A 25,849-nucleotide genomic window follows, 5' to 3' on the forward strand; every position below is an offset into this window, starting at 1 on the left:
TTCCTTTTACGACACATGCCATTCCGCCCGGCTTCGCTCTGAAGCATTTGGAACGGGACGAACAGTGCTTTTGAACTGGCGTTCATAATGCTCGGCCGCGATCTGGTCGAATTCCTTGAGGAAAGCCTTAAAGACCTTCTTCATGCTTTCGGCATCTTCTGGCAGTTCTTCATCCTGAGTTACCTCACGCCACATATCGGCAGCGCTCAGCGGAGAGCCCGGAGATACGTTAAGCAGATCTTCCAGCGATTCCTCTTTTTCTTCGGACGATACGGTTTCATCAGGTGTGCTGTCGTTCGACAGGGATACAACCTGCATGTCTACCAAGCCGTTGGATTCAGGCTCGGGTTCGTAATCATCATCGGACCCGCTTGGCTGTTCGGCCATTAGAGCTGTAATTGAGGAAACCGTTGATTCAGAACGCTGTTCTTCGGCTGGCTCGACCTCAGGCGTGTCCTGTTCAGGTGTAGAAGCCAGTTTGTCTTCCAGCGAAAGCATGAAGGAATCTTCGCCATCAGACATTTCTGCAACCTGAGGCTCGTCCGTGTCGGCATCTGCCAACAGGTCAAAGTCCTCTTCCTGATCCTCGTCATCAAGATCGTCGTCCAGCAGATCGAATTCATCCTCGGCTGTCGACAATTGCGTGTGTTCGGCCAGGTTCAGAGGCGGGTTGTCCGCTTCCCGGAAGAACGAACGCAGATCATCCTCGTCCGTTTCAACCTCAGGCTCTGGCGTTTCGGTGGTGCCAGCCATCTCGGCCCGCAAGCGTTCAGCTTCTTCCGCGTTGATCCGTTCTGCGCGCTCGGCGTCCTCTGAACGACGTTCTACCCGGGCAGGGCGCACTGGAAAGTTTGTTACAACTTCATCAGCCGCAGCGGAGTCTTCAACGGGGTTCACCAGTTTCAGTGGTGCGGGCTCAGTGGGCTCTTCGCGGACACGTCTGGGCCTGATCGGCTCAATGCTCGGACCTTCTGTCAAGCTGTTGTCAATCTGATACCGCGAAAGCTGGTCCGCGCGGGTATCCATGATCTGTTCTGTAATTTCCAAGAAGCTGTCGACCATCTTGCCGCCGCCACTGCGGGTCCAAAGCTCGGCATCGCCGCTCTTGTCACGGGCCGTAATGGCGTCGCGGGCCGAGAAAAGGATCGAACGGTTGAAAAGATGACCCGCCTCGCGATTTACCCGGCGAAGAACCTTCTGACGGTCTTTGGGTGCCAGCACATCAGCGCGCGTCACCAGCAGCAAAGAGTTGTGCTGTAGTCGTTCCGGCAAGGAAACCCAAGTTGCGCGTTCGGTTTCGCGCCAGGCCTGAGTGGCATGTGTACACCACAAAACCCCGTTCGCTTGTCCAACTGCACGGCGCCAGACGTCGTTGGAGATCTTCGGGTCCGAGATGCCGGGCGTGTCGATCAGATCCACGGCTTCCAGAATATCGGCTTCTAGGAAGATGCGCACAAACTGCACATCATTAACCCCGACATCCTCAAGCTGATCCAACGTGATATCTTCGCGACTGCCATCATGGCGTTTTATGTAAGCGGATTCCTTGCCCCAGCTAAACCAAACCGGGGGCAATTGTGTCGCAGTTACCTGTGTCGGCAACGCTTGAGAGCGCAACAGAAAGTTCATCAGCGTGGATTTGCCAGCACTGAATTCTCCCATAAGCGCAAAAACCGGTTTGCGACGGGACCACTGCTCGATGCGTTCCCATGCCTTAGGAGAGACGAAGCGGGTTTGTGTATCTTTTGCCATATCGCTACTTATGCTGCCTCGTTGCTAAGATCTTTCAGGATGTCACCCAGAATGTCGTCACGCGACTTTTTGGGCGTCATGCCAGCCATCAAGGCTGCCTGGTTTGGGTCTTGCTCGGCCGCGGTCGAGATATTCAGCAGAGTTTCCTTCTGCTCGCGCAGGAAGTCTGCCAATCCAGCCCGGACATTCTCGAGCACCGCTGCGACTTGGTTTTCCTCGATGTCTTTGGTGATCGAGTTTGCCTCGGACGCGATCAGGCGTGTGTAGTCGGCGGCATATGCCTCAAACCCTTTGCGGCGTTGCCACCAGCGGCGCCACCAAGTGCTTTGAAGGTCTAGTGCGATTGTTCGGCCAATACCCAGTGGTGGCGGAACACGGGGAACCATTGGGGCTTCGATGCTGAATTCGCCCAAATGGTTGCCTAGAAGCTTTTGATAAAGCGCTTCAATGTCCGCAGCCGCGGCGTTGTATAATGCGCCCGCGTCTTTGCGCATGGCGCGTGCGAAACTGAAGTAAGCCGCCTTTTGAAGCGTCCGTAGGCCAGCGGGGTCATACTGCCAGGTGCCTTGCTCACCATTCAGTTCGAGATGCGCGATCAAAGAGTCGGTCGCGCGTTTGACGAAATTGGTTTCGGCAGCATTCAGCCGTTCCAATACCTTTTCCCGCAGCGCAGTTGTGAGCGCCGCGGCTTTCTTTTCGTATTCGTCGGAAACCTTGGCGATTGCTTCTTCTGCCGACACGCCGTCCAGGTCGCGTACAACGCCGCCCCCTTCGGACAGGTTTTTCGCAACTGCGGTAGCGCGGATTTGGCTGGCAATGTTGCGAGCGCGATGGCGCACTCTGTCCAGCATCCGTGTGCCCGCGCCTTCGGCGATCCGTTCATTCATCGCCAAAAGCAGATCAGGCAGGCCTGATAGAGCCCATATTTTATCAAGCGACGGCGCCTGATCACCAAAACCTGCGGCCAGATAGAACGTGTTAAGAGCCTCGCGGGACTCCTCGGACAAGATGTCTGGGTTGCCAGTCAGTGCGGCCTCAGCCCAGAGTGCGCTGCCAAATACGACACTTGTGTTGGCATCAATGCTGTTCTGTTTCAGGGTGTCCTGAATCCGGTCGCGGATTTCAGGGACTTGATTGACCGGATCAGCCAACTCGTCGATCCGGTTAACAAAAAGAATGATCTGGCGATTTTCGAACTGTGCGATGATCCGCATCAACGCCATGTCCATGGTGGTCAGGGCTTGGCTTGCCGCCAGCACCACGACGCAGACCTCGGAACCGCGCAAGCTGCGCAGAGTAATCTGCTCGCGGACCATAAAGGTGTCGTTCACACCGGGTGTGTCACAGAGCTTGAGCGAGATCGGGTACTGCGGAATGTCCATATACAGTTCCGCTGACTTGGTCACATCAGCAAAACGCCCGGTTTTTGGGTTGATGTCCGGATCGTCCTCGTCACCGAGGCAAACGTAGCGCTGGATCAGTTCTTCGTCGAAATAGTCGTACTGGTGGCTTTGCCCAAGAATCAGGTCGAAGTGCTGGCCCAGGCGCGCTTCGGACTTGGCTTTCATTTCGCCGATCTGACGGCGAATGTCTTCCATCTCGTCATCTGCACCAGCACGGTTGGCCAATTCGCCAAGGCGACCGCCGCCAACCATCAGGTTGTCCCATTCTTCCTGTTCGAAAAATGTGAACTTTGCCCTTTTGTCACCTTCGGTGCGGGTATTGATGTTCAGTGTCGTCACCACCGACGTCCAAGGGTTCACATCCGAGGGCAAAAGGGCAGGGCGCCCGGCCAGGATGTTCACGATCGAGGACTTGCCGGCCTTGACCTGACCAACCATTGTAATGCTGGCCGTGAAATTCTCCATGCGCGTCTTGAGCGTTGCAAGCCGCGCAGAGGAGCGCGCATCCGCCACCTCTGTCAATTGGTCTATCTGTGTTGTCAACGAAGACATGGCCGAGGTCATCGACGCCAACGCTTCGTTTCCTACGGACAGAAGATGGTCGTTGCGGGCCATGTTCAGCCTCCGGTTCCAGTAGCAATATGGGGTTGGTTCTGACCTTCAGGGGTGCTGGTCAGCGTATCAATGCGGGCAATCAGGTTCAGCGCGTTGCCCAGAATTTCGGCTTCTGCCCCAGGTGTCATCGACTCGTATGCGTGGGAATCGGCAAGCACTTCGATCGAACTGAAGTGTTCGCTGTTCTCTAGACACGCAACGCGACGCCCGGTTGGAAAACCAGCGGATTTCGTTTCGGGCAGAGGCATGCGGGAGTTGGCGAGCAGGTAGTGCCCCCCAGAGTGGGTGCGCAGGGAAACTCCAAACCCAGTATTCGGATGATGCCGATTCAGGGACTTGAGTTCACCAAGAAAACTTTCACGGGCAAGACCGAGGGCGTCTTGCTCAGCAGCAGCGGAGTTCATCATATTGGTCATGGTTCGGACCCTTGTAATGGAGTTGAGCAAAAAACTCGTACGGTGCCAGACGGCAATAAAGACTCATTATCTCCCAGTGCTCATCAATTACTGGCAAGACGGTGTTATTTTGACGCGAATAAGATTTTTTGGCGTTTGAATTGTGGCGCAATTGTGATTGCTTTTGCGATCGGCCGCTCAACCCATGCGAGAAAGGCTTATCGTTGAAGTGCTTGATCCCCCGATTCTCATCGCATTTCGTGTAAGGGAATGTCTGAGCAGTAAAATTTGGTGCCGTAACGTCAATATGCTGAAAATAGGCGAATAAACCTGTCCTTGTTCAGTCAGGGAACCTACAGGAGCCTTGTCGGTTCAGTAGTGGGTGACCGGCTATCGCCACATCAACGTCGCAACTCTGATTGCTTCGGAATCATATCGACTCAACGCTTAGGTGTTATCATTTCACTGCCGCTCTTTACTTAAATGAGCGGAAATTATGGGGTTTTTCTGAGTGTTAAGAACCCGCCAAAGATATGGTGTGCTCCATCCAAATGACGCAGGGAAGAGAGCTGCATCTCCGCTCTGATACGATAACATCGCTCGACAATATGGTGTTCTGGGTTGAAGTCGATCGATCGGTTAAGCGCGGGTATTTTCAGTGCAAACAAATAATCTTTCTCACAAGCATAATTTCCCTCTCGCACTTGCTCAAAACCTTTGCTATTGACCGCCCCAACGCTGTTCTGACGGACAGCGATGCGGGTGTGGCGAAATTGGTAGACGCACCAGATTTAGGTTCTGGCGCCGCAAGGCGTGGGGGTTCAAGTCCCTCCACCCGCACCATTCAGGTTCTTGAAAGAAAACCTGATTCTCTCAACCTGTACTCGACTAACACGATCTTCTGACTGTGCTCTGGCCTACCGCGTAACGGGTTCCGAATTACCTGCTTCTCGGTAGACAAGTTGTTCGATAACTTTCGCCGCAGATAGTCAACGATCTGAGAGTGCAGAGTATGAGGCGGCGGGAGGCGTTGTTAGGTGGAGGTGCAATCGGCCTTTGCGGCCTATTTGGGAGTTCCCATTTGGAAGCTGCATCAGGATACTACGTGCCGCCCGAAGAAAGGCGCCATCAACTCACATTCATGCAGTGGCCAGTGAGCCCCAATGTGTACCGAGATGCCGGCTTCCTGAAAATGACACAGCAAACCATTGCTGACATCGCCAATGCAATTGTTGAGTTCGAGCCGGTGACCATGCTTGTCGCGGCGGAGGATGATCGAGGCGCGCGTGCCAAGCTTTCAAGCAAGGTTGAGTTGTTGGACATTCCTACCGAAGATTTGTGGTGCCGAGATTCTGGCCCAATTTTCGTAATCAACGATGCCGGTGAACTGGCCATTAGTCACATTCAATTCAATGGTTGGGGGAACAGGCAGCTAAGTAAACGTGACAGTCTGATTGCTGCTCGCGTGGCCGACCGCCTCGGATTGAAACTATTGCCAACCGGCCTCAAGGGTGAAGGGGGTGGCGTTGAGCACGACGGACACGGTTTACTCATGGCTCATGAAAGCAGCTGGGTGAATGACAACAGAAACCCTGGTTTTTCCAAGGGCGAAATTGAAGCGCGCTTGTTAAGTGCATATGGAGCGGACCGCATGATCTGGTCAGAAGGCGTTTGGGGAGAGGACGTAACGGACTATCATATCGACAGCCTTGCGCGTTTCACTGGAAGGGGTCGTGTTCTGATTAACCTTCCGGATCGGCCTGATTCGAACGATCCATTCCACGTCGCCGCACTAGAAACGTATGATACTTTAGTCGCCGAGGGTTTATCGGTCCAAGTCATTCCAGAACCTAATTTTCGCCGAATAAAATCCATCGATTTTGTGGCGTCTTATGCCAACTATTATGTTTGCAACGACGCAGTTATGGTGGCGGAGTTTGGTGATCGGGAAACAGACATTCTGGCCCAGGAAACACTTGCGGACCACTATCCCGACCGTGAAATCGTAGCTCTGAATGTAGACCCACTGGGGGAATTGGGCGGCGGCATACACTGCGCCACGCAACAGATGCCAGCCGTATAAAGCATATTACCCGTTATCGAACAAAGTGCTGTCGGGCTTTTCCCTAAGTGCATCCTCTTTGGTCCGCTTAGCGGATCATACCAGATCTTACTCTACCGCTCTTAGTGAGCTTTGTTGTTTAGGTGGTGCTGACAGTTGAAGTTTCAGCGCGGTCTGCACCTTTAGGCGGACACAGCATTTTGCCCACCTCATTGGTGGCACACTGTATTAGGACGAGGTTCGCACCTGCGCGCCTTCATAACATTCGGGCTCAAAGTCGGTTCAGGAGGTCCTCAGGCGCGGATTTGAGCCTGTGATCCTATACTCTGGCTTTTTCGAAGGCCGCCCAAGCGGTTTGGAAGGACTCGAAATCAAAACCAGGCTGCAATGCGGCGTCCAGAATGATGCGCTCGGTTGTCAGCAGTTTTTGGATTGCGGCTTCCAACTGATCAACCAGATCCTGAGGGATTACCACGGCACCGTGTCGGTCAGCATGGATCAGGTCGCCGGGATTGACAGTTAGCCCAAAGATCGAGACTGGTGTGTCGAGCTCTCGGACGTGGACAAACCCATGGCTTGGACCGACCGAACCAGCCACTACCGGGAAACCTTCGGGTAGATCACCGAGGTCACGCATGACGCCATTGGTCAATGCGCCTGCCATTCCAAATCCTTTGTGTACCGTGGTGTTTATCTCGCCCCAATAAGCACCGATACAATCTGGGAAATCGACGTCTTCGATCACTGCGACCGAAGTAGCAGGGCCTTCGGCCATGTACTTATAATAAGCCATCCGGCGCGCTTTGATTACGTCTAGTGCTTCTGAAGGGGGGTTCACAGCAGCGATCTTTGCAGTGCGGGCATATCCGACGATGGCAGGTTCAGATGGGGATGAACACAACATGGTGCCCCGCGTGAAATCATTAAATCCGCGTTTTCCCTGCGCGACTTCGATAGCGTTGCAAACGGTGGGCGTATCGACTTTGCGCAACAATGTCAGAAGTGAAGGTGTCATGGGGTCTCCAACCAGCGGATCAGAGCCGCTGTCGTATCTTTGGGTTGTTCAAGAGTGGGCAAGTGCCCGGCCTCTTCGATGATTTCAAACGTGCTGTTGGGCAAAAGATCATGCATGAGTTTATGCCGTTCGACAGGGCAGAGGTCGTCTTCACGACCACAAAGGACCAGAGCGGCGCTGGTGTAGGCGGCGAGAGTTTCAGTTTGATCCGGACGGTCCATCAGGGCACGAGACTGGCGCAGAAAGACGTCAGGACCAAGGTCCATCGCCATCACCATGCACAAGTCAAGTATAGCACCTTGATGAGGCCCGTCGGCCAAGTAGTTGGGCTTCATTTCATCCCGCATGACCTGTCGCAATTTTCCGGCTCGAACAGCGTCCATCTGGGGGCCGCGCCGTAACTTGACCTCGGGTTTTTCTGCCAGTGGGTTGGTGTCCAACAAAGCGAGCCGGTCAACTCGGCGCGGCGCCTGACGTACGACCTCCATGGCGACAATGCCGCCCATAGACAAACCTGCCAGAGCAAAATCGGGTGGGGCACTTTCAAGAATATCAGCCGCCATGCCTTGAACACTGTCATGCGTAGACAACGGGAAAGTCATAAGTGGGCGCGAACCCGACAACGCATCTATCTGAGGTCCGAAAAGACGTGCATCGCACATCATACCGGGCAAAAAAACCAATGGCGTCATGCACAGGCCTTCCGAGCGCCTTCAGACAAAGCTGCCAGTTTGGCATAGGCGATGTCCGGATCAACTGCGCCAAAGCCCGCAAATGTGCCAAACCCGCAATCGCTTCCTGCAATGACACGATCTGCGCCTACGATGTCCGTAAATCGTTCGACCCGTTGGGCCACAAGGTCAGAGTGTTCGATAAAGTTCGTGGTGGTGTCTACGACGCCGGGAACCAGCACCTTGTCGTCCGGGATCTCAGTCTTCCGGTCTCGGAAAACGGTCCATTCATGGGCGTGACGCGGGTTAGAGGTTTCGAAAAGGACATATCTGGCTTTCGTGGCCATCAGGGTGCTGAACACCTTGTCCATTGCAATGTCACAGCAATGAGGCCCTTCGTAGTTGCCCCAGCAGATATGTACCCGAACGCGTTCTTGCGGCACGTTTTGCAGAGCATGGTTCAAGGCCTCGACATGCATATCGGCGATCTTGATAAACTCCTCGTCGGACAGATCGGTGAAAAGCATGTGGCGAGAGAGAGCGAGGTCCGGGCAATCAAGTTGAATATCCAAACCAGAGGCCACGATGGTCTCGTATTCGTCTTTCATGGCGTCGGCCAGCGCTGCCAGATACGCTTCTCGCGTGGAGTAGAAGTCGTTCTGCAGAAATAGGGAAATCACACCCGGAGATGCGGCGTTCATGAACCCGCGCTCTGCCCCATGCTGCGCCATTGCAGCCCTGAGGTTGGCGATATCCTTCTCCAATTCACCCTGGCCCTTGGATCGAACCTCACCAGTACATTGGGGGCGAGCGTATTGCGGGGTACCGCCATCGTCGGCCAGCCTTTGCAGGAAACCGGGAAACATCTTCAGATCAGCTGGGGCGTTACGAGGGCTGTCGCCCGAAAATCCTGTATAGCGATCTTTGACGTAGGTGGCGTAAGAGATCTTAGAGGTTTCGCCATCACTAACGATGTCTACACCGGCTTCTACCTGTTTGCGTACCGTTTCTGAAACGGCTGCTGTCATGCATGCGTCAAAGGCCGTGGGGTCGAAAGGTTCTTCCCGTTCGCGCGCAAAGATGAAGTCTACCACCTCCTGCGAGCGTGGCAGGGATCCAACATGTGTTGTCTTTACTGGCATTAGACCTCCCTAAATCTTTCGTGCCATAAGCACGGTGTGACTTTGCGTTTCCGGGTCTTTGGCAAGGAAACCCGTCATGAGCATCCCATTTTCCTCAAGGCAAGCGGCATAGCCTGCAGGGGAAAGGGACGCGTGATACACCAATTCCCCGCCAACGGTGCCTTGCTCTTCGCCTGCGCTGGGACCAACGGTCAGCATTAGCATCCCGCCTTTGCGCAGGTGACGCGCCATTCGGGTGATGCAGGCCTTTTGCTCATCAGCTGTCAGGTGGAAAAAGCTGTTCCAGGCAATGATGCCGTCAAACCCTTGATTCAGTTCAAGCTCTCGCATATCCGCCTGCCGCCAATCGCCGTCAGGCCAACGGCTGCGGGCAATCTCAAGCATGGCTTCCGAGAAATCGACGCCGGTAACGGTGAACCCTTCGGCTTTGAACCAGCGGGCGATGGGGTCTCCGGTCCCGCAGCCCAGATCCAGTACATGATCGCCGGGTTTCAGGCTTGCGGTGAAGCGCGCCAGCCAGCGCGCTTCGAACAGGGCCTTCGAGCGTTGCTCGTCATAGGCCCTGGCCTGCCGCTCATAAACGGCATGTGTATCGTCGGGATCGACGGTCATCCGACCCAGGTCGCACCGGCAGGATCGTCGGTGGCTGTGATACGATAGAGACCCGCCTGACCGGTCATGGATGGCGTGACGGTGAAGGTCTCACCCGGCATCACAACCGCAGTGTCACCGTTGGACAATGTGGTCGAATAGCCATCAACAGTGATGCGCCAATGGCCGCTAGCCGGCATCAAAACCACAGGCTTCTCAGCTTTGACAGCATCATTCTGCGCCGAGCCGCGGGTCAGGAAGTCAACCTCAAAGCCCGGCTTGTCTTTGATGACGCCGTTTTCACCAATCACCGTTGCGGGTTTGTCCGCTCCCAGAGCCATCAGATCCCAATAGCGCGCAACGTATTTGCCGATAACAGCATCAACTGGCACTTCGGGATAGGCTTTCAGCTCTTCTTCGGTCAGCAGAGGCATGGGCTGCACATTGTGTGGCAGTTCTTGACCCTTTTTCGAGTCATACAAAACGCCGTTGTTGCCCAGCATCAGACCATGCGCTTGCGCGTCTTCGATCACCTGCGGAGCCCATGTCACACCGCCACCAGCATCGTCGCCGCCGAGGATCGACATGATCATGCCGTAGTCGTCGCCAACGTTCTCAAACCCACGGAAGATGCCGGTCGGGATGTTGAAGATGTCGCCTTCCTCGGCAATGAACTCACCCGCAGTACCGTAACGGCCCCAGAAGAAGCGCCAGCGCCCCTTGGCGACAAAGAAGACCTCTGCCGTGGTGTGGCTGTGCAGCGAGTTGCGGCATTTAGGGGGTTGCCCTGCCGCGCCAATGTTAAAGCCGATCTTGTCGGTGATGTGGACGTGCTGATCGGGCGATTCTGAGACACCGCCGCCGACGATGGTAAAGTTCTCTTTCTGATCGCTGCCCGGCGTGTGGGCATCGATGAAAGCGGTTTTGCAGGGTTGCAGTTCGCCATAGCGGACGATGCGTTCGTGGATGGTGCTCATTTTAGTCTCCTAACGGGTATAATGTTGCAACAGGGGGGTTAGCCTGTTGCCCCGGGAGGTCGATTGTTCAACCGCTTGGCCCGCAAAGAGGCCCGGTGGCAATGATACCGCCGGGTTCCTTCGCTGGCATCAAGAATTGCAGGCACCAGAGGCATTACACGTCCCCGGTCGCCAGGATAAGTTGTTTCCAGATCGCCGTTTCATCGAACAGAGTCCATTCACGGCGCAACCTGATGTCACCGCCAATCAGTTCGCCCCATTCAGCGTGGCTGATGCACAGCACATAGAGCTCGGCTCCGGTCGGAACGCCAAACGCACCCCAACCGTCATGCTTACCGTGCAGGCTCCAACGAACAGCCGAACGCGGGGGCATGTTCGGATCGTCGCGCCCGATTTGGTGGTGGATAGTGAAGGTCGCACTAGGCATCGCCGCACGCAGCGACATCCAGAAGCGGTCAACCGGACCACGCCCATGATCGCTTGCGCCGCCAGGGTATTCGGTCTGAACAGCACGATCATACTCACGCTCAACCGCGCCCATATCCGCGCCCATCATCCGGGTCAGCAGGTCAGCGTGGCGCTGTCCCCATTCGTTGTCATTGCCGCGCCCGGAATACGGACCTTCCATGTCATTGGCAGGGGTTAGCGGTTTGACACAGTTTTCCGGCCCGCCCTCACGCGCGATAAGATCACGAGTGAAATCCTTCGGATCCCAGCCCATCTGGCGCACGACCGCGCCGTTATCACGGATCAGCCATTCGTCATCGATGGTGTTTTCCCGCGCATGACAGTCGGCCAGAATGCGATAGCGCAGCTTTGCCCCGGTCGCTTTGCCAAACATACCGTCACCCAGATGGGTCGCGGTTGACATGATGCGGTGGCTCGACAGCATCCCGTCTTCAGGGGTGCCGGACCAGATCACATCCTCACCCAGCAAGGTCCGGTCAGGAAACTCGGCCAGCGTCGCCATAGTGGCGCCGATCACGCCCTGATTGCCGGTCGACACACTGCCCGGCATCCGCACAACAATGTCGGACCCGTAATATTCGTGTAGGGTCGAGATGCCGCGGTCTTCCCAGATTTCTTTGGTAATACCGATGATATAGTCGGGAAAATCCCGGAACTTGGCGTCGAAACCTTTCATGTCTCTGTCCTTTGTGGTGTCCACCCTTTGGGCAACCGGGCTGAGGTCCGCACGACCAGAGGCCCATCGATGGCCACCTTGCGTGGCGTCACCGATGCCGGGGCGTCGATATGTTCAAGAAGTGCGGTGACGGTCTCCGCCACCATAAGATTTGCGCGTTGTCGGATCGTTGTCAGGTTGTAAGCAGGCCACCCCGCGGGCGGAACGTCATCGTAGCCCACAACCGACACATCCTCGGGCACGCGCAGCCCTAGTTCAAAGCGGATCACGTCCATTACCGCCAGTGCCATGTGGTCGTTGGCGACGAAGACGGCGTCAGGTCGCTTATCGGGCGATACATCGAACATTTGTCGCGCAGCAGCGCGTGTCTTTTCAGTGTGGAAGTCACCGACGCCATGCGCGAATGGGCTCTGACCGGCTTCTGTTAACGCCGCACGGAAACCTGCCTCACGGTCGCGCTGGGTCGAGGCACCCTGCCAACCCGCGATATAGGCGATACGTTCATGTCCCCCGGCCAGAAGGAACTCGGCGACCTTGCGTCCACCAACATAGTTGTCGGATGTGACCGACGTGATGCCTTCGATATCCTGACTTCGGTTGAACAGCACCACCGGAACACCGGCCTGCTGGCAGCGCATCGCAATTTCCGACGACATCGCAACCGAGGCCAGAATGACCCCATCCACCTGATAGTCGAGGATTTCCGCCATCACGTCTTCGATGTTGCCAGCCGTACGCGAGGCCATGAAGATCAGGACGTGATAGCCCTTTTCCTGTAAAGCGTTGGACAATTTCTCAAGCGCTTCGGGATAGAAGTAGTTGTCCAGATATCCAACCACCAAACCGATCATACGGCTTTTACCCGACACCATCGCGCGGGCCAGAACATTGGGGCGATAGCCCAGTTCGGCAGCAGCCTTGCGCACCTTTTCTTCGGTTTTCTTGCTGACCGACGCGCCGGGCGTGAACACCCGGCTGACCGCCGACTGGCTGACACCTGCCAACTGCGCAACTTGCAGCGATGTGACTTTCTCAGCCATCAGTCTGCCGTCCATCCTCCGTCAATCAGCATCGAAGTGCCCGTGACCAGCGCCGAAGCGTCCGAGGCCAGATACGTCACCGCGCCCATGATATCCTCGACCTCACCAATCCGGTCCAGCTTGATTTTTTCCATGATCCAAGCGGCGCGTTCGGGGTTGTCGAAGGTGGATTGGGTCAGGGGCGTGCGGATGAAGGTGGGACACACCGTGTTGATACGGATGCGCTGCTTGCCCCATTCGATCGCCATGGCTTTGACCATACCTTCCAGCCCGTGCTTGGTGGCACAATAAAGCGCCCGGTCAACGCCGCCCACATGGCCCATTTGGCTTGAGATATGGATGATCGACCCCGGCTTGCGCGCCGCCAACAGCGCTTTGGCCGCATAAGACGACAGGAAATAGGCCGAGCGCAGATTGACGTTGGTCACTGCGTCAAAATCCTCGGCCGAGGTTTCAATTGCCGGGCCGTGACGCGCTGTTCCGGCCGAGTTCACCACCACGTCAAAGACACGACCGTCGAACAGCCCGCGCAGCGCCTCAAGATCACCCTGATCCACCACGGCCGCCTCAGCCGACCAACCCTGCTCTTGGAACGCGGCCACTGTCTCGTTCAAACGATCCGCACCACGCGCCGCACAGACCACATGCGCACCCGCTTCGGCCAGTGCCACGGCGCAACCCTGCCCGATGCCCGATGATGCACCGGTGACCAGAGCGGTCTTGCCCGCCAGAGAAAACGAAGGGGTGCGGGGCAGATCACTCATCAGCTCATTCCATCCGGTATATTAATGCGCCCCATGTTGCGGGCCTTGTTGAATTCCCGCAGTCGGGCGAAAACGTCAACGCCAAGCTGACGATATGCGTCCAGAAGATCGACCAGAACCCAGTTTTCGCGGATCTTGCCGTTTTCAACGCGCCAGAAATCAAGGCTGCGCATGGTGATCCGTTTGCCCGAGGGCGCAATCCCCATCCACCCGTCATGGGTCACGGTCTGAATCATGTTGGGCCAGCCGGTTACGGCGGCGTAATCGCCATCCCCAAAGAAGTGATAGGTGATGTCGTCCACATATTGTCCGCGATCCGGCATCCCGTTGAGGAATGGAATCTGGTGCCAGTTGCGGAAACCCGAGAATCCGCGCCCCGTTCCGATACCCGCCGGACCGTACCAGTTCATACGAGGATGCCAGAACCGCTCGGGCTCCATCACCTCCGGCCCACCCTGCGAGGGGTGTTTCTTGAGGTATTCCAACATGTCGATGATGTGCTGGCAGGTCGCCTTGCCTTTGTCCGCATCATAGGGACCGGGCACAAAACCGTCCTGCGTGGCGGGTCCCGGCACATGCCATTCGCGGCCAAGGCTGGGCGCCATCGGCCAGGCATTCGCCTGCATCATCACCTCGGGGATGTCCCAAAGGGCCTGCATCTCGACCACTTTGCCGTCTTCGAAACGGTAAAATTCATGGAACCGCATCGTTACCTGATGGCCGGTTGGCGGGATATCCAGCCAAGGCCCGGTGAAGGTTCCGGTGTAGTAACCGCCGCAACCGACCCAATCAGCGCCATGTTCATCCGGGCCAGCCATGACGATATAGTCGCGGCGTTCCAGATCAGGCCAGGCCGACAGCAGGTCTTTATAGGCAGTGTCGTAATACGCGTCGCTGCCGGTGCTGTCTCCAAAAGGATGGCACAGTCTGTAAACAGCGTCAGGGGCGCTGACATCTGCCAGCGCCCTGCGCACACCGTCTTCACTGAAGTCGTACGTCGCCGCCCGAAGCGGCGCGATCAGCGATTTGTGATGTGTGTGCTTGTCACTCATTCAGCGGCATCCCGATAGGGCGCGGGCTCACCGTAAGGCACGTTGATCCCGCCATAGCGACGCACACGCACGTTGCACTGCTCGGCATGGCCAACAAAGCCTTCGAGCATGCACAGGCGCGAGCCGTACTCACCGATCAGCGTCGCCGCTTCGTCGGTCAGAACCTTTTGATAGCTGTGCGTCTTCAGGTATTTACCGACCCACAGACCACCGGTATAACGGCCCGCCTTCTTGGTAGGCAAAGTGTGGTTTGTACCGATCACCTTATCCCCGTTCGAAACGTTGGTACGTGGACCAAGGAACAGCGCGCCGTAGCAGGTCATGTTCTCAAGGAACCAGTCGTCACGGTCGGTCATGACCTGAACATGCTCGGATGCGATGTCGTCAGCAACCTGCAGCATCTCGTCATAGGTGTCACAGACGATGACTTCGCCATACTCATCCCACGACACTTTCGCGGTGCCTGCGGTTGGCAGAATGCCCAGAATACGGTCAACTTCCGACAGGGTCTCCTCGGCCAGTTTGCGCGAGTTGGTCAGCAGTACGCAGGGGCTGTTATAGCCATGCTCGGCCTGACCCAGCAGGTCAGTGGCGCACAGTTCGGCATCCGCTGCGGTTTCATCGGCGATGACCATGGTCTCGGTCGGACCGGCGAAAAGGTCGATGCCGACGCGGCCGAACAGTTGGCGCTTGGCTTCAGCGACGAACGCGTTGCCGGGGCCGACCAGCATGTGAACTGGGTCAATGGTCTCGGTCCCGATCGCCATTGCGCCGATGGCCTGAATGCCGCCCATGACATAGATCTCATGCGCGCCGCCCAGATGCATTGCTGCAATCACAGCAGGGTTAGGCTTGCCGTTGAACGGAGGCGTGCAGGCGATGATGCGCGGAACACCAGCGACCGAGGCTGTGGCGACCGACATATGCGCCGAAGCCACCATCGGGAACTTACCACCCGGAACGTAGCACCCAACGGACTGAACGGGGATGTTCTTGTGACCCAGGATCACGCCCGGAAGGGTTTCGACCTCGATATCCAGCATCGAGTCGCGCTGTGCCTGCGCAAAGTTACGCACCTGCTCTTGCGCGAACTTAATGTCCGCCAACTCACGTTCGGTTAGCTGGCCGATCAGGTCGTCGATCTCTTGCTGCGACAGGCGGAAGGACGCAGGCGAATAACTGTCGAACTTCTCGCTCAGCTCGCGCACGGCGGCATCGCCACGAGTTTCGATATCTTTCAGCGTGGCTTCCACCACTGCACGGGTCTTGGCGTCATCCTCTGCCCGGTCGGCGTCAGACTTACCGCGTTTGAGATACTCAATTGCCATTGTCTAAACCCTTTTTATTCAGGACGAGGAGCTGTTTTTTCACCACGGTCATAGGCTTCCCAGCCTTCGCCGTTGAAGATATCGACGCCCAGCTGAGCAGCGACATGAGCGAAATCAACGTTCACCCAGTTGTCGACGATCTTGCCATCGACCACTTTCCAGAAGTCCATGTAGCGGATCTCAACCCGCTTGCCGGTGGGCGCGATGCCAAGGAATTCGCCGGAATGGGTGGCTTCCTGACGGCCGAATGCCGCAGCCCACTCACCCATATAAAGGCGCGCCTCGTCGATGCAGGTCTTGTCCGAGAACGCCGCTTGGAACGGACGCTGCCAGTTGTCCTGAAACTCCTTCAGGCCGGTTTTGGTGCCGCAGCCTTGGTTGCCCAACCAACGGAAGCCTGCCGAGAAGAACTCGCCGATGTCGTCGATGCGGTGGTCGTTCAGACCGTCAACCATGGTTTCGATGACACGACGGGTGTCTTCGGTTTTGCTCATGTCCGTGTCGCGGGTCAGGACCGCTTGTTCGGGACGGGAACCTTTCATTTTTCTATCCTTTCAGATCGCAAGAGTATGTGAGGGGGACAATTGCCCCGCTTCACAAAAAGTCCCTCGGCATTCTGTTCAGCGCCGGATGGCGCGAGACTGCGCTGTTGCGCGACCGACTGCTCATCAGCCCTTCACGGCCCCTGCGGTCAGACCGCTGACGATTTGGCGCTGGAAGATCAGCACAAGGAAGATCAGCGGCGCCGTGATTGAAACGGCCGCAGCCACGGCAACAACCTGGTCGGTCGTGGTGGTTTCGCGGTTGAACATACCGACGATGGCCGGAACCATGGTCTGGTTCTGAGCGTCAAGCAGCAGTGAGGTCACGAGGAAGTCGTTGTACGCCAGCAAGAAGCTGAACAGACCCGTGGTAATCACACCCGGCCACATCACCGGCATGATGACACGGCGGAAGGCCTGGAAGTGGCTGCAACCATCAACGCGAGCGGCCTCGTCCAGTTCGGACGGGATGTTCTGGAAGAACGACCGAAGCATCCAGATGGTGAAGGGCTGGTTAATCGCAACCAGAACCGCAATCACCGCGAAAGGCTTGCCGTACAGGGTCGGAGCATTTTCGCCGAGGATCGGGCTCAGCCATTCGGCCGAGTTGATGAAGACTGGCAGGTAGCCTGCAACCAGAACCGAATGTGGCAGGGCGCGGAACACCAGAGCTACAATCAGGATCCAGAACGCGAAAGTAGACCCCGAACGCGCTAGACCGTATCCCGCCAGCGTCCCAACGGTCAGCGAGACGGTCACAACTCCGGTTGTAACGATCAGAGAGTTCCGGAAATTGTCCGAGAAACCACGGTCAATCCAGACGGTTTTATAGTGTTCTGTAGTCAGGCCCAGAACGTCACGACCCAATGGGCCAAAGATCGGGTTTAATACGCCAAGGATCGCAGGCAGGATCACAAAGAACGCCACGACGAAACCGATGGCTACGGCCAGTACTCCAATGACCCAACCAATCCATTCCTGTCCGGGCTTTGAGTAGGACTTCACCATGGATGGCAGAGTTTTGGTTGCCACCTTTATGGTGCCCCAGATCAACGCAATGCCAAGAATGATATCCAGCAACGACAGGCCGTTGCCTTTGGACAGTGTCTCGGGGCCGAAGATCACATTCAGCGCGTTGCTGTCAAAAGCGTCCACTGGGGACTTGAAGCTCATTACAGCGATCCAGAAGATCGGGAAGGCTGCGACCAGGCACCAGAAAACCAGGAAGATGTTTGACGTCAGCCGTAGGCCGAGAGGTTGTTGAAGCGCGCGTGAGGACATATCAGTGACCTCCTTTGTGATCGCGCCATGTCCGGCGCAGCGGAAGAATAAGCAGGATGACGATGCCGATCATGGTCAGCATGGCGCTGGCCGAGGCTCGGCTGATCGACCGGTTTCCGGCCTGATCCGGCACGAGGAAGTCATAGGTCAGCCACTGCAGCGAGATGACGTAGCCCTGGCTTGAGAAACCTACGATTTCTTCGAACACACGGTAGGCATCCATCAGATGGATCATCGAGACAAAGATGATCAGAGGCATCAGATGCGGAATGACGATGTATTTCATGCGCTGCCAACGGGTCGCTCCATCGATCACTGCGCTTTCCAGACTGTCCTGATTGACGGTCTGCAAACCGGCGTAGAAGACGATGGCGGCAAAGGGCGCGACGTGCCACACACGGTAAAGCATCATCAAGATTTCAATGGTCCACGCTTGCGCGAACAGTGCAATATCCCGGTTTAACCACCACTCCAGCATCGCGGTCAGGATACCGTCACCGCGGAAAAGCCAGTTGATTGATAGCACACCGATCACCGGAGTGATGATGAAAGGCAACAGCGAGATAAAGATAACCGGTCCTCGGATCGCCCGTGCAGCGTTGTTGATCAGAACCGCAATGCCCAATCCACATACGATCACCAATGGCAATGTGATCAGTGTGAACGTGAGCGTAAACCGCAGCGCCTTCCAGAAGTTGATAGTCGACAGAACGCTCAGGCTGCCGTCGCTGATTGCGCGCCATGCTCGTTCGGGTTCCAATACGTTCCGATAGCTTTCCAGCCCGACATATTGCGTTTGCGTGACGACCTCGCCGTGTTCGTCCAGCTTTGGCTGTGATTTAAGCTCTGTCACACAGGTCTGGGTCAGAAAGCCCGGCGTGCAGGTTTCGACCTCAACCGTCTCGTAAATCGGCTGAGTAATATAGAAGCTCTGCTTGAAAACGCTGACCAACGGGAAAGCGATAAAGAGAAGCATCATAAAGACAGAGGGGCCAACAAAGGCGGCAAATGTCCTGAAATTCATGGCTCTGCCTTTCTCATGGTTCTCGAGGGAAGGAAGGGAGGGCCGGAGCCCTCCCTAGGGAGGATTAGTTGTTGACCAGGCCAGCTTCTTTAGCTGCAGTCAGGTACGAGGCTTCGATGTCTGCCAGAGTGGTGGACGCATCTTTGGCGCCGGTCAGGTAGTCGGCCAGACCGTTACCCAATGCGCTGTGCAGAACACCCATCGCAGCCGAGGCAGGGTATGCCCGCGCACCGTTCTCAGCCGAAGCAGCGGCGCCAGCGGCCAGATCGCCAGGCTGATAAGCTGGGCTCAACCAGACGGCGGTGTCATTGTTCGCGCTGACCATGTCACCGTCGATGCCTTCCATGACGACGCGGAACGCGGCATCCGCTTCTTCGTCGCTCATGTTGGCCGCCAGAACAACGCCATCCCACCAGATTGTGGTCGAAGGCGCTGCAGCGCCCATCGGTGCCGAGGCCATGGTGACTTTACCAACAACCTGGCTTTCAGCCTCGTCGTTCATCGCAGCGGCGCGGCTGGCCCACAGGTTGGCCATAGCAATTTTGCCCTGCTGGAACTGTTGCTGAACATATGTCGAGTCAGAAACCAGGAATTCCGGGTCCATGTACTCGGTCATCGCCTTCATTGTCTCAAGCGCTTTGACGCCTTTTTCGTTGTTGATCGAGGGCATATTGCCTTCGCCAAAAAACTCACCGCCTTCGCCCATGTACATGTTGACGAATTCCTGGGCCAGGTTCCAACCGGTCTTAAACGTACCGCCGATCGGGTACTCCATGACGCCTGCTTCTTTGATCTTGGCAGCTGCGGCCAAAACGTCGTCATAGGTTTGGGGCTCTTCGATGCCCAGATCGGCCAGAACGTCGTTGCGGTACATCAGGTGTTGTGCATTCACCATCATGGCAATCGCCATGACCTTGCCGTCCACTTTGATCAGCTGGTTCGGCAGCAAGTCCTGACCGTATTTAGCGACCAGATCATCCAGAGGACGTAGCGAGCCCGCGTTCAGCAGTGGGATCATGGTCTCGTTGGCAACGCCACCGATCTGGTACAGCGAGGGGTTCGCAGCAAATGCTTCAGGCTGCTTTTCGCGGAACTCCTGATCCAGCGACGCGCTGAAGTTGCCGCATTCGGCCATCGCGTCTGTGACAGCTTTCCAAGCCTCAAAGCCAGCCGAGAGCGACTTCAGCGGCACTTCGTTTTCAAACGAGCATTCGGCCCAAGCGCCGGTTGCTGCGAGAGACATGGCACCAGCCATGAAGAGTGATTTGAGTTTCATGCGTTTCTCCCTGTCAGGATCGGTCCGTCGTCGACGTCCGGACCGGTGTTGTGCCCGTTTGGGCTGTTCGTGGGATTACTCCCCAATCCGAGCACCGCTTTCAGCTTCAAAGAGGTGACAGATATCTGTGGGCACCGAGAACGAGACCGTCTCGCCAATCTCGGCGCGGAATGCTTTGTCGGCTTTGACCGACACCAGCGCACCACCTACACGGACCGAGATCATGGTCGCGTCGCCCAGCAGTTCGAGTGTGTAGATTGGAGCTGTGATTTCGCCCTTACCTTCGGCAATGCTGGCGTCCTCTGCACGGAAGCCCAATGTCAGTGGGCCATCGGCAGAATTCACCGGAATTTCCACGTTCTCGGCACGGAAAACACCGCCGGAAACTTCGCCATCCATTAGGTTCATCGCGGGCGATCCGATGAAGCTGGCCACGAAAGTGTTTGCAGGGCGGTCATAAATCTCGGTGGGGCTGCCGACCTGCTGAACCACACCCTTTTTCATGACCACAACGCGATCAGCCAAAGTCATCGCCTCGATCTGATCGTGGGTCACATAGATTGTGGTGACGGCCAGTTCGTGGCTTAGGTTTTTGATCTGAGCACGGGTCGAAACACGAAGCTTGGCATCCAGGTTGGACAGCGGCTCGTCCATCAGAAACACGTTGGGTTCGCGAACAATAGCCCGTGCAAGCGCCACACGCTGACGCTGACCGCCGGACAGTTCGGCTGGCTTGCGGTGCAGGAACTCGTCCAGTTCGACCATTGCGCTGGCGCGACGAACTTTCTCGTCGTGGGTCGCTGGATCGATGCCGCGGACTTTCAGCGGAAAGCGGATGTTTTCATAAACATTCATGTTGGGGTAGAGCGCGTAGCTCTGGAACACCATCGCAACGTCGCGATCCTTTGGCTCGAGATCATTAACCACTTTGCCGTCGATCAGGAGTTCACCTTCGGTGACGTCCTCAAGACCTGCGATCATGCGCATTGTGGTGGTCTTGCCGCAGCCCGATGGGCCGAGCAGAACCAGGAACTCGCGGTCCGCGATGGTCAGGTCGAAATTGTGAACCCCGACAAAGTTGCCCCAGCGTTTGCCGACGTTACGCAGTTGAATTTCCGCCATGGTGCCCCCTGCAAGGATTCGCTTTGCATACGTTTGCAAAACTGTATTCTTCAGGAATCATTTCTGGCAAGACTTTTTTGCATACGTATGCAAAAAACCTGTAAATCGCGATTCTCAATCGCTTAAATCCAAAGCAAGCCATCAGAAAAGTGGTGCAAACGTGAGCTTTCAGAACGAAAAAACACTCGTGTCCTCGTTTTTCGAGGCCCTCGATAAATCTAGCGATTCGAATCTGCCTGATGTTTTCAGGCGCTATTGCGCAGAGGATTTGCTCTGGCGCGGCTTTCATCCATTCGATGAAATCACCGGGTCCGATGCGGTGGCTCGGACATTTTGGCAGCCACTCAGGGCCAGCCTGCGCCGAATGCAGCGCCGTCAGGATGTCTTTTTCGCGGGCACCAACTCTTTGGAGGAGGGTGCGGATGTATGGGTCGTCTCAATGGGCCATCTTATGGGCTTGTTCGACGCACCCTGGCTGGGCATTCGGCCCACAGGTAAGATGGCATTCTTGCGTTATTGCGAATTCCACAGAATTGCCGACGGGAAAATCGCAGAAACGGCGATGTATTTCGACGTTCCTCATCTCATGGTGCAAGCCGGACAAAATCCGTTCCCGCCTCAAACCGCCGCGCACTTAGTTCAGCCGGGGCCGCTGACTCATGGCGGCATTCTGATCGATGACCAGCCAGAAGAAGAGGGGCGCAAGACGCTGGCGGCGATCAATGCGATGATCTCGGATCTGGGACAATGGAACAGTGGATTGTCTCTTGAGGACGAATTGGCGCGTACCTGGCATGACGATATGATCTGGTGGGGGCCCGAGGGTATCGGCGCCACCTATACGATCGAACGTTATGCAAAGCAGCATTCCGGCCCGTTCCGCGCCGCTTTCTCGGATCGCTCGAAAACCAAACACATCTGTCGTTTGGCAGAAGGTCATTATGGTGGTTTTTTTGGTTGGCCGAACTTCACCGCCGTTCCAACGGGTGGATTTATGGGAATGCCCGCCACCGGCAAGCCCGGAGAATTCCGGGTGATTGATATCTACCGCCGCGCGGACGACAAGCTGGCCGAAAACTGGATATTCATTGACTTGCTGCATTTTTGGAAACAGCAGGGCATTGATATTCTGGGGCGAACAACAGGAATTGAAACGCCATGAGGATAGACGCGCATCACCACCTTTGGGACCTCAGTGCGGTTGAGTATCCTTGGCTTATGGAAAACGGCGCAGTGCGGTTTTTCGGAGATCCCACTCCGATTCAGCGCAACTACCTGCTGCCCGAATTCTGTACAGATGCCGAAGCCACGGGATTTTCAGCTTCGGTCCACATTCAGGTCGGGGCCGCTGATCCGTGGGCCGAGGCCCAGTGGGTGCAGTCTGTCGCAGATCAGAACCCTGACTGGCCGTTGGTGCAGGTGGCATTCTGTGACCTTACCGCAGACGACTTGTCTGAACAGCTGGATCGCTTGCAAACCTTGCCTTCGTTGCGCGGCGTGCGTCAAATCATCGGCCGCGCCCCAGGAGAGGATCAGATTTCCGGCACCAATGATTTGTTGGATAACCCCAAATTTCTTGATGGCCTCAAACAGCTTGGAGACCGTGCACTTTCTTTTGACCTTCAATTGTTGCCGGAACTGATGGAAAGTACAGCAACTGTTTTGGATCAGGCGCCTGCGACGCAGGTTGCACTTTGCCATGCTGGGTCGCCGCACAACCGGTCAAAAGAGGGTTTGCAAGCTTGGGCTAAAGCACTGCAGGGCCTTTCAACGCTACCACAAGTGACGTGCAAATTGTCAGGTCTGGGAATGTTCGACCACGGTTGGAGCGCGGATAGCGTGAAACCGATTGTTTCCACTTGCCTGTCGCAGTTTGGAGCCGAACGATGCATGTTTGGCTCCAACTTTCCAGTGGACAGCCTTAGCTCCACCTACCCCGAGTTGATTTCCCGATATGAGGAGATCATTCCAAGCGATTTCCAACCTGATGTGTTTCATAAAACGGCAAGGAATTTCTATCGGTTCGCACAACTCGGCCATCTTTAAATGTGGGCGGGCTTGGGTTCGCTCAAATAGCTACTTCCAGCCACAAGCGCTTTGTTACAAAGTTCTCCTAAGAGAATTGATCACTTGTGGCCGAAACCTATTGGTTGCGAAGCACGGACGGGAATACCTTTCGAATCAAAAATCCTGCCAAACTTTAGCGTTGGAGTTACCACCGGCAACCGCCGCAATAGGTGCTGGCGTGAAGCCTTTGTTATCCTCCCAATCGCTGCCACGAGCACTTGGTGGTGTCACTCTTGCCTTTGAGGTCTGGGAGTTACTTGTCGAGAACCGACTGACAAGATCTGTCAATCGCGTTGCATCACTTTTGAGCATGTGCCCCGCCGCATTCGCTTCTTCAACCATGGCTGCGTTCTTCTGCGTCACCTGATCCAATTGTGTTACGCCGATGTTGATTTCTCCCAGCCCTGTTGACTGTTCCGCAGCACCCTCCGCTATGTTCGATACAAGCTGCGAGATCTGGGCCACCTGACTAACAATGCTTTCGAGAGCCTCACCTGTCTTCCCAACTAAGATCACACCGCGCTCAACATGCCTTGAAGAGTCACCGATCAAAGTTTTGATTTCAGTTGCAGCATCCGAGGAACGCTGTGCCAATGCTCGCACTTCGGAGGCGACCACCGCAAATCCGCGACCTGCTTCACCTGCGCGCGCGGCTTCAACACCTGCGTTCAGAGCCAGTAAATTGGTTTGGAAAGCAATATCATCAATCACCGAGATGATCTGAGAAATATGCGCTGAGCTCTGCTTGATCTCGTTCATCGCCTCGACAGCGTTTTGAACCACTTTCCCGCTTTCTTCGGCTTCTGCCTTGGCGAGTGACATGGTCGTTTCGACATCACGGGCGCCATCAGCGGCGGATTTCACAGAAGCTGTAAGCTCGTCCAAGGCTGCAGCTGTCTGTTCAAGAGTTGCGGCTTGGCTTTCGGTTCGCCGTGACAAGTCATCCGAGGCCTGACTGATCTCGCCGGCACCATTGTTGATAGAGCTAGCGGCCTCAATCACGTCGCCCATCAGGTTACTCAGCGTGGTGACGGTCGCATTGAAGTCTTTCCGGAGTTTTTCATAGCGGCCAGGCATTTCCTCGGAAATTTCTGTATCCAGTTGACCTGCCGCAAGGTTTTGCAGGCCTTGAGCTAAAGACTGGACAACAGCGGCTTGATTATCCTGATCCTTTTGGCGCGACACTTCCAACTGTTCTTTCTTTGCCAGACCCTGACGCAAGGTTTCAATCGACTCTGCAATTTCTGCGATCTCGTCTTTGCTTTGAGGCAGGGTAACGAGCTCGTCTACTTTTCCGTTCGACAGGTCCTGTACTACCTCGCGGATCATCCCAAGCGGACGCTGCACCAGTTTTCGTGCTGAAAAAAAGATTGTGGCGAGCGTCAGTGCTAACAAAACCAAACTTGAAACCAACAGTTCAATGACGCTCTGTCGAACAGGACTAACAAAGACTTCACGCGGGATATCCAGAACGATCACCCAAGTCTTGTTCATGCCGAAGGCGGTAAAAGGTAAAAATAGTCGCGTGGCACCGTTAGGAAGTGCCGATACAACTTGAGGCTGGCCGGTCTCTATCGCGGTGCGAAACTCTGAGCGGCCTTCTCCCTCAAATGGCTTGCTTAGAAGGTTTCTGTCCGGATGAGCCAACCATTTACCGTTCTGCCCAAGAAGCATAACCTGATCACCTTCATAGGCCGAAAAATTGCTTACGAAACGGGTTAGCTCCTTCAGCAGGATGTCGACGCCGGCGATTGCAATTATCTGATCCTCAACGAAGACGGGCACCGAGATGGATGTCATCAGATGTCCCTGTTGAGTCAGGTAGGGTTCTGTGATCGTGCTGGTGCCGGTATCGAGCGGCAAACGGTACCATTCGGCGGTGTCGTTAGGGTCCACTTCAAATGTGCTGAATTCCAGGTCGCCACTATCGGATTTGGTCCAATAGGGCGTAAAGAAGCCATCAGGGTTACGCCCCTCAGGTCCTTCGATGAAGTCTTCAGTAGTGCCGTCTGGAATGGCGCTCAGATAAGATGAAAACACCATTTCGTAACGCTGTGGTACGCCTTCCAGCAGGTCAATAACCTCTGCAGTGGTTGCGGTTCCGTCGCTCATGTACCCAGAAAGTGCGCCGCTCATTGCAGTTGCAGCCGACGTCGCCTTGACCAATTCCGTCGATAGGTTCAGGGCCAGATCAGAGGCCGATTGGGTCGCCATTTCCAGAACTTGTTCGTTCACCTGCGCTGATCGGTACAGGGCAATATAGGTAGTGTAGCATAACATCAGCGCGGTGATTGCAGCCGTTGTTGCGGCCAAAAGCTTTCCCGAAACGGTACGAAACAATGTCGGCATAAGGTATCTCAGTTTTTTGGTCTCTTCCTCTTTGCCGAATGTCACGAATAGCTGAACAAATTATTGAACGTCCCGATAATTGGCCGTGTAGTTTTCGCATCAGCTCTGGGCCGAGTGCTTTGCAGCAGCGACACGCAGAGGAACTTGCTCACATGTAAAAAAGAGCGAGCTCTGGCTCAGATTCCAAAAATGTCGCACGTCGGCGTCTTGAAATCACCATAAGAAATGTATACCAAA

Annotated in this window: 22 protein-coding genes and 1 tRNA gene; 4 read left to right on the forward strand and 19 right to left on the reverse strand. The window is 55.7% G+C overall.

What is annotated here, in order from left to right:
* Positions 1 to 6 precede the first annotated feature (6 nt).
* The 3 genes from ACR0EO_RS15215 to ACR0EO_RS15225 are packed head-to-tail and all read right to left on the reverse strand — an operon-like array spanning position 7 to position 4,186.
* Complete coding sequence (locus tag ACR0EO_RS15215; RefSeq protein ID WP_480691347.1) at positions 7 to 1,752, reverse strand: dynamin family protein; 1,746 nt, start codon at positions 1,750 to 1,752, stop codon at positions 7 to 9.
* An 8-nt stretch (positions 1,753 to 1,760) separates the two neighbouring features.
* Positions 1,761 to 3,770, reverse strand: a complete 2,010-nt coding sequence (locus ACR0EO_RS15220; protein WP_480691348.1) for a dynamin family protein — start codon at positions 3,768 to 3,770, stop codon at positions 1,761 to 1,763.
* 2 nt (positions 3,771 to 3,772) lie between these two features.
* Positions 3,773 to 4,186: a hypothetical protein gene (locus ACR0EO_RS15225; RefSeq protein WP_480691349.1), complete on the reverse strand. Its 414-nt coding sequence runs from the start codon at positions 4,184 to 4,186 to the stop codon at positions 3,773 to 3,775.
* Between the two features lie 737 nt (positions 4,187 to 4,923).
* Between ACR0EO_RS15225 and ACR0EO_RS15230 the strand changes: the two genes are divergently transcribed.
* Positions 4,924 to 5,008 (forward strand) — tRNA-Leu (locus ACR0EO_RS15230).
* A gap of 169 nt (positions 5,009 to 5,177) precedes the next feature.
* The gene (locus ACR0EO_RS15235; RefSeq protein ID WP_480691350.1) at positions 5,178 to 6,248 is read left to right on the forward strand and encodes an agmatine deiminase family protein; all 1,071 of its coding nucleotides are present in this window, start codon (positions 5,178 to 5,180) and stop codon (positions 6,246 to 6,248) included.
* Between the two features lie 298 nt (positions 6,249 to 6,546).
* Here ACR0EO_RS15235 and ACR0EO_RS15240 read toward each other — a convergent pair whose 3' ends face one another.
* From ACR0EO_RS15240 to ACR0EO_RS15310, 15 genes are all read right to left on the reverse strand, one after another.
* On the reverse strand, positions 6,547 to 7,242 hold the full coding sequence (locus tag ACR0EO_RS15240) for an RraA family protein (RefSeq protein ID WP_480691351.1): 696 nt from the start codon (positions 7,240 to 7,242) through the stop codon (positions 6,547 to 6,549).
* The gene (locus tag ACR0EO_RS15245) at positions 7,239 to 7,934 is read right to left on the reverse strand and encodes an alpha/beta fold hydrolase (RefSeq protein WP_480691352.1); all 696 of its coding nucleotides are present in this window, start codon (positions 7,932 to 7,934) and stop codon (positions 7,239 to 7,241) included. Before ACR0EO_RS15245 ends, ACR0EO_RS15240 begins: the two co-directional genes overlap by 4 nt.
* Positions 7,931 to 9,055, reverse strand: coding sequence for a cobalamin-independent methionine synthase II family protein (locus ACR0EO_RS15250; RefSeq protein WP_480691353.1), 1,125 nt, complete (start codon positions 9,053 to 9,055; stop codon positions 7,931 to 7,933). The genes ACR0EO_RS15245 and ACR0EO_RS15250 overlap by 4 nt, the downstream gene beginning before the upstream one ends.
* A gap of 9 nt (positions 9,056 to 9,064) precedes the next feature.
* Positions 9,065 to 9,667 (reverse strand): class I SAM-dependent DNA methyltransferase, encoded by a 603-nt coding sequence (locus ACR0EO_RS15255; RefSeq protein WP_480691354.1) that lies wholly within the window; start codon positions 9,665 to 9,667, stop codon positions 9,065 to 9,067.
* Positions 9,664 to 10,623: a cupin domain-containing protein gene (locus tag ACR0EO_RS15260; protein WP_480691355.1), complete on the reverse strand. Its 960-nt coding sequence runs from the start codon at positions 10,621 to 10,623 to the stop codon at positions 9,664 to 9,666. The genes ACR0EO_RS15255 and ACR0EO_RS15260 overlap by 4 nt, the downstream gene beginning before the upstream one ends.
* Before the next feature lie 154 nt (positions 10,624 to 10,777).
* Positions 10,778 to 11,767 (reverse strand): nuclear transport factor 2 family protein, encoded by a 990-nt coding sequence (locus ACR0EO_RS15265; RefSeq protein ID WP_480691356.1) that lies wholly within the window; start codon positions 11,765 to 11,767, stop codon positions 10,778 to 10,780.
* Positions 11,764 to 12,807, reverse strand: coding sequence for a LacI family DNA-binding transcriptional regulator (locus tag ACR0EO_RS15270; RefSeq protein ID WP_480691357.1), 1,044 nt, complete (start codon positions 12,805 to 12,807; stop codon positions 11,764 to 11,766). Before ACR0EO_RS15270 ends, ACR0EO_RS15265 begins: the two co-directional genes overlap by 4 nt.
* Positions 12,807 to 13,571: an SDR family NAD(P)-dependent oxidoreductase gene (locus tag ACR0EO_RS15275; RefSeq protein WP_480691358.1), complete on the reverse strand. Its 765-nt coding sequence runs from the start codon at positions 13,569 to 13,571 to the stop codon at positions 12,807 to 12,809. Before ACR0EO_RS15275 ends, ACR0EO_RS15270 begins: the two co-directional genes overlap by 1 nt.
* Positions 13,571 to 14,623: an ester cyclase gene (locus ACR0EO_RS15280; RefSeq protein ID WP_480691359.1), complete on the reverse strand. Its 1,053-nt coding sequence runs from the start codon at positions 14,621 to 14,623 to the stop codon at positions 13,571 to 13,573. The genes ACR0EO_RS15275 and ACR0EO_RS15280 overlap by 1 nt, the downstream gene beginning before the upstream one ends.
* Positions 14,620 to 15,951, reverse strand: a complete 1,332-nt coding sequence (hisD, locus tag ACR0EO_RS15285) for a histidinol dehydrogenase (protein WP_480691360.1) — start codon at positions 15,949 to 15,951, stop codon at positions 14,620 to 14,622. Before hisD ends, ACR0EO_RS15280 begins: the two co-directional genes overlap by 4 nt.
* Before the next feature lie 14 nt (positions 15,952 to 15,965).
* Complete coding sequence (locus ACR0EO_RS15290) at positions 15,966 to 16,493, reverse strand: ester cyclase (protein WP_480691361.1); 528 nt, start codon at positions 16,491 to 16,493, stop codon at positions 15,966 to 15,968.
* A gap of 126 nt (positions 16,494 to 16,619) precedes the next feature.
* Positions 16,620 to 17,774 carry a carbohydrate ABC transporter permease gene (locus ACR0EO_RS15295; RefSeq protein WP_480691362.1) on the reverse strand — a complete coding sequence of 385 codons (1,155 nt, stop codon included), beginning with the start codon at positions 17,772 to 17,774 and terminating at the stop codon, positions 16,620 to 16,622.
* Between the two features lies 1 nt (position 17,775).
* Complete coding sequence (locus ACR0EO_RS15300) at positions 17,776 to 18,798, reverse strand: carbohydrate ABC transporter permease (protein WP_480691363.1); 1,023 nt, start codon at positions 18,796 to 18,798, stop codon at positions 17,776 to 17,778.
* Positions 18,799 to 18,862: 64 nt separating this feature from the next.
* The gene (locus ACR0EO_RS15305) at positions 18,863 to 20,074 is read right to left on the reverse strand and encodes an ABC transporter substrate-binding protein (protein WP_480691364.1); all 1,212 of its coding nucleotides are present in this window, start codon (positions 20,072 to 20,074) and stop codon (positions 18,863 to 18,865) included.
* Positions 20,075 to 20,149: 75 nt separating this feature from the next.
* Positions 20,150 to 21,196, reverse strand: a complete 1,047-nt coding sequence (locus ACR0EO_RS15310) for an ABC transporter ATP-binding protein (protein ID WP_480691365.1) — start codon at positions 21,194 to 21,196, stop codon at positions 20,150 to 20,152.
* 160 nt (positions 21,197 to 21,356) lie between these two features.
* Here ACR0EO_RS15310 and ACR0EO_RS15315 point away from each other — a divergent pair, with 160 nt between their 5' ends.
* Both ACR0EO_RS15315 and ACR0EO_RS15320 read left to right on the forward strand, forming a co-directional pair.
* Entirely contained in the window at positions 21,357 to 22,358 is a 1,002-nt protein-coding gene (locus tag ACR0EO_RS15315) for an ester cyclase (RefSeq protein WP_480691366.1), read from the forward strand.
* Positions 22,355 to 23,242: an amidohydrolase family protein gene (locus tag ACR0EO_RS15320; protein WP_480691367.1), complete on the forward strand. Its 888-nt coding sequence runs from the start codon at positions 22,355 to 22,357 to the stop codon at positions 23,240 to 23,242. Before ACR0EO_RS15315 ends, ACR0EO_RS15320 begins: the two co-directional genes overlap by 4 nt.
* 135 nt (positions 23,243 to 23,377) lie before the next feature.
* Here the strand turns inward: ACR0EO_RS15320 and ACR0EO_RS15325 are convergent, their stop codons facing one another.
* Positions 23,378 to 25,612 (reverse strand): methyl-accepting chemotaxis protein, encoded by a 2,235-nt coding sequence (locus tag ACR0EO_RS15325; RefSeq protein WP_480691368.1) that lies wholly within the window; start codon positions 25,610 to 25,612, stop codon positions 23,378 to 23,380.
* Between the last annotated feature and the right edge of the window lie 237 nt (positions 25,613 to 25,849).

This window comes from Ruegeria sp. BE9 (genome assembly GCF_056538765.1).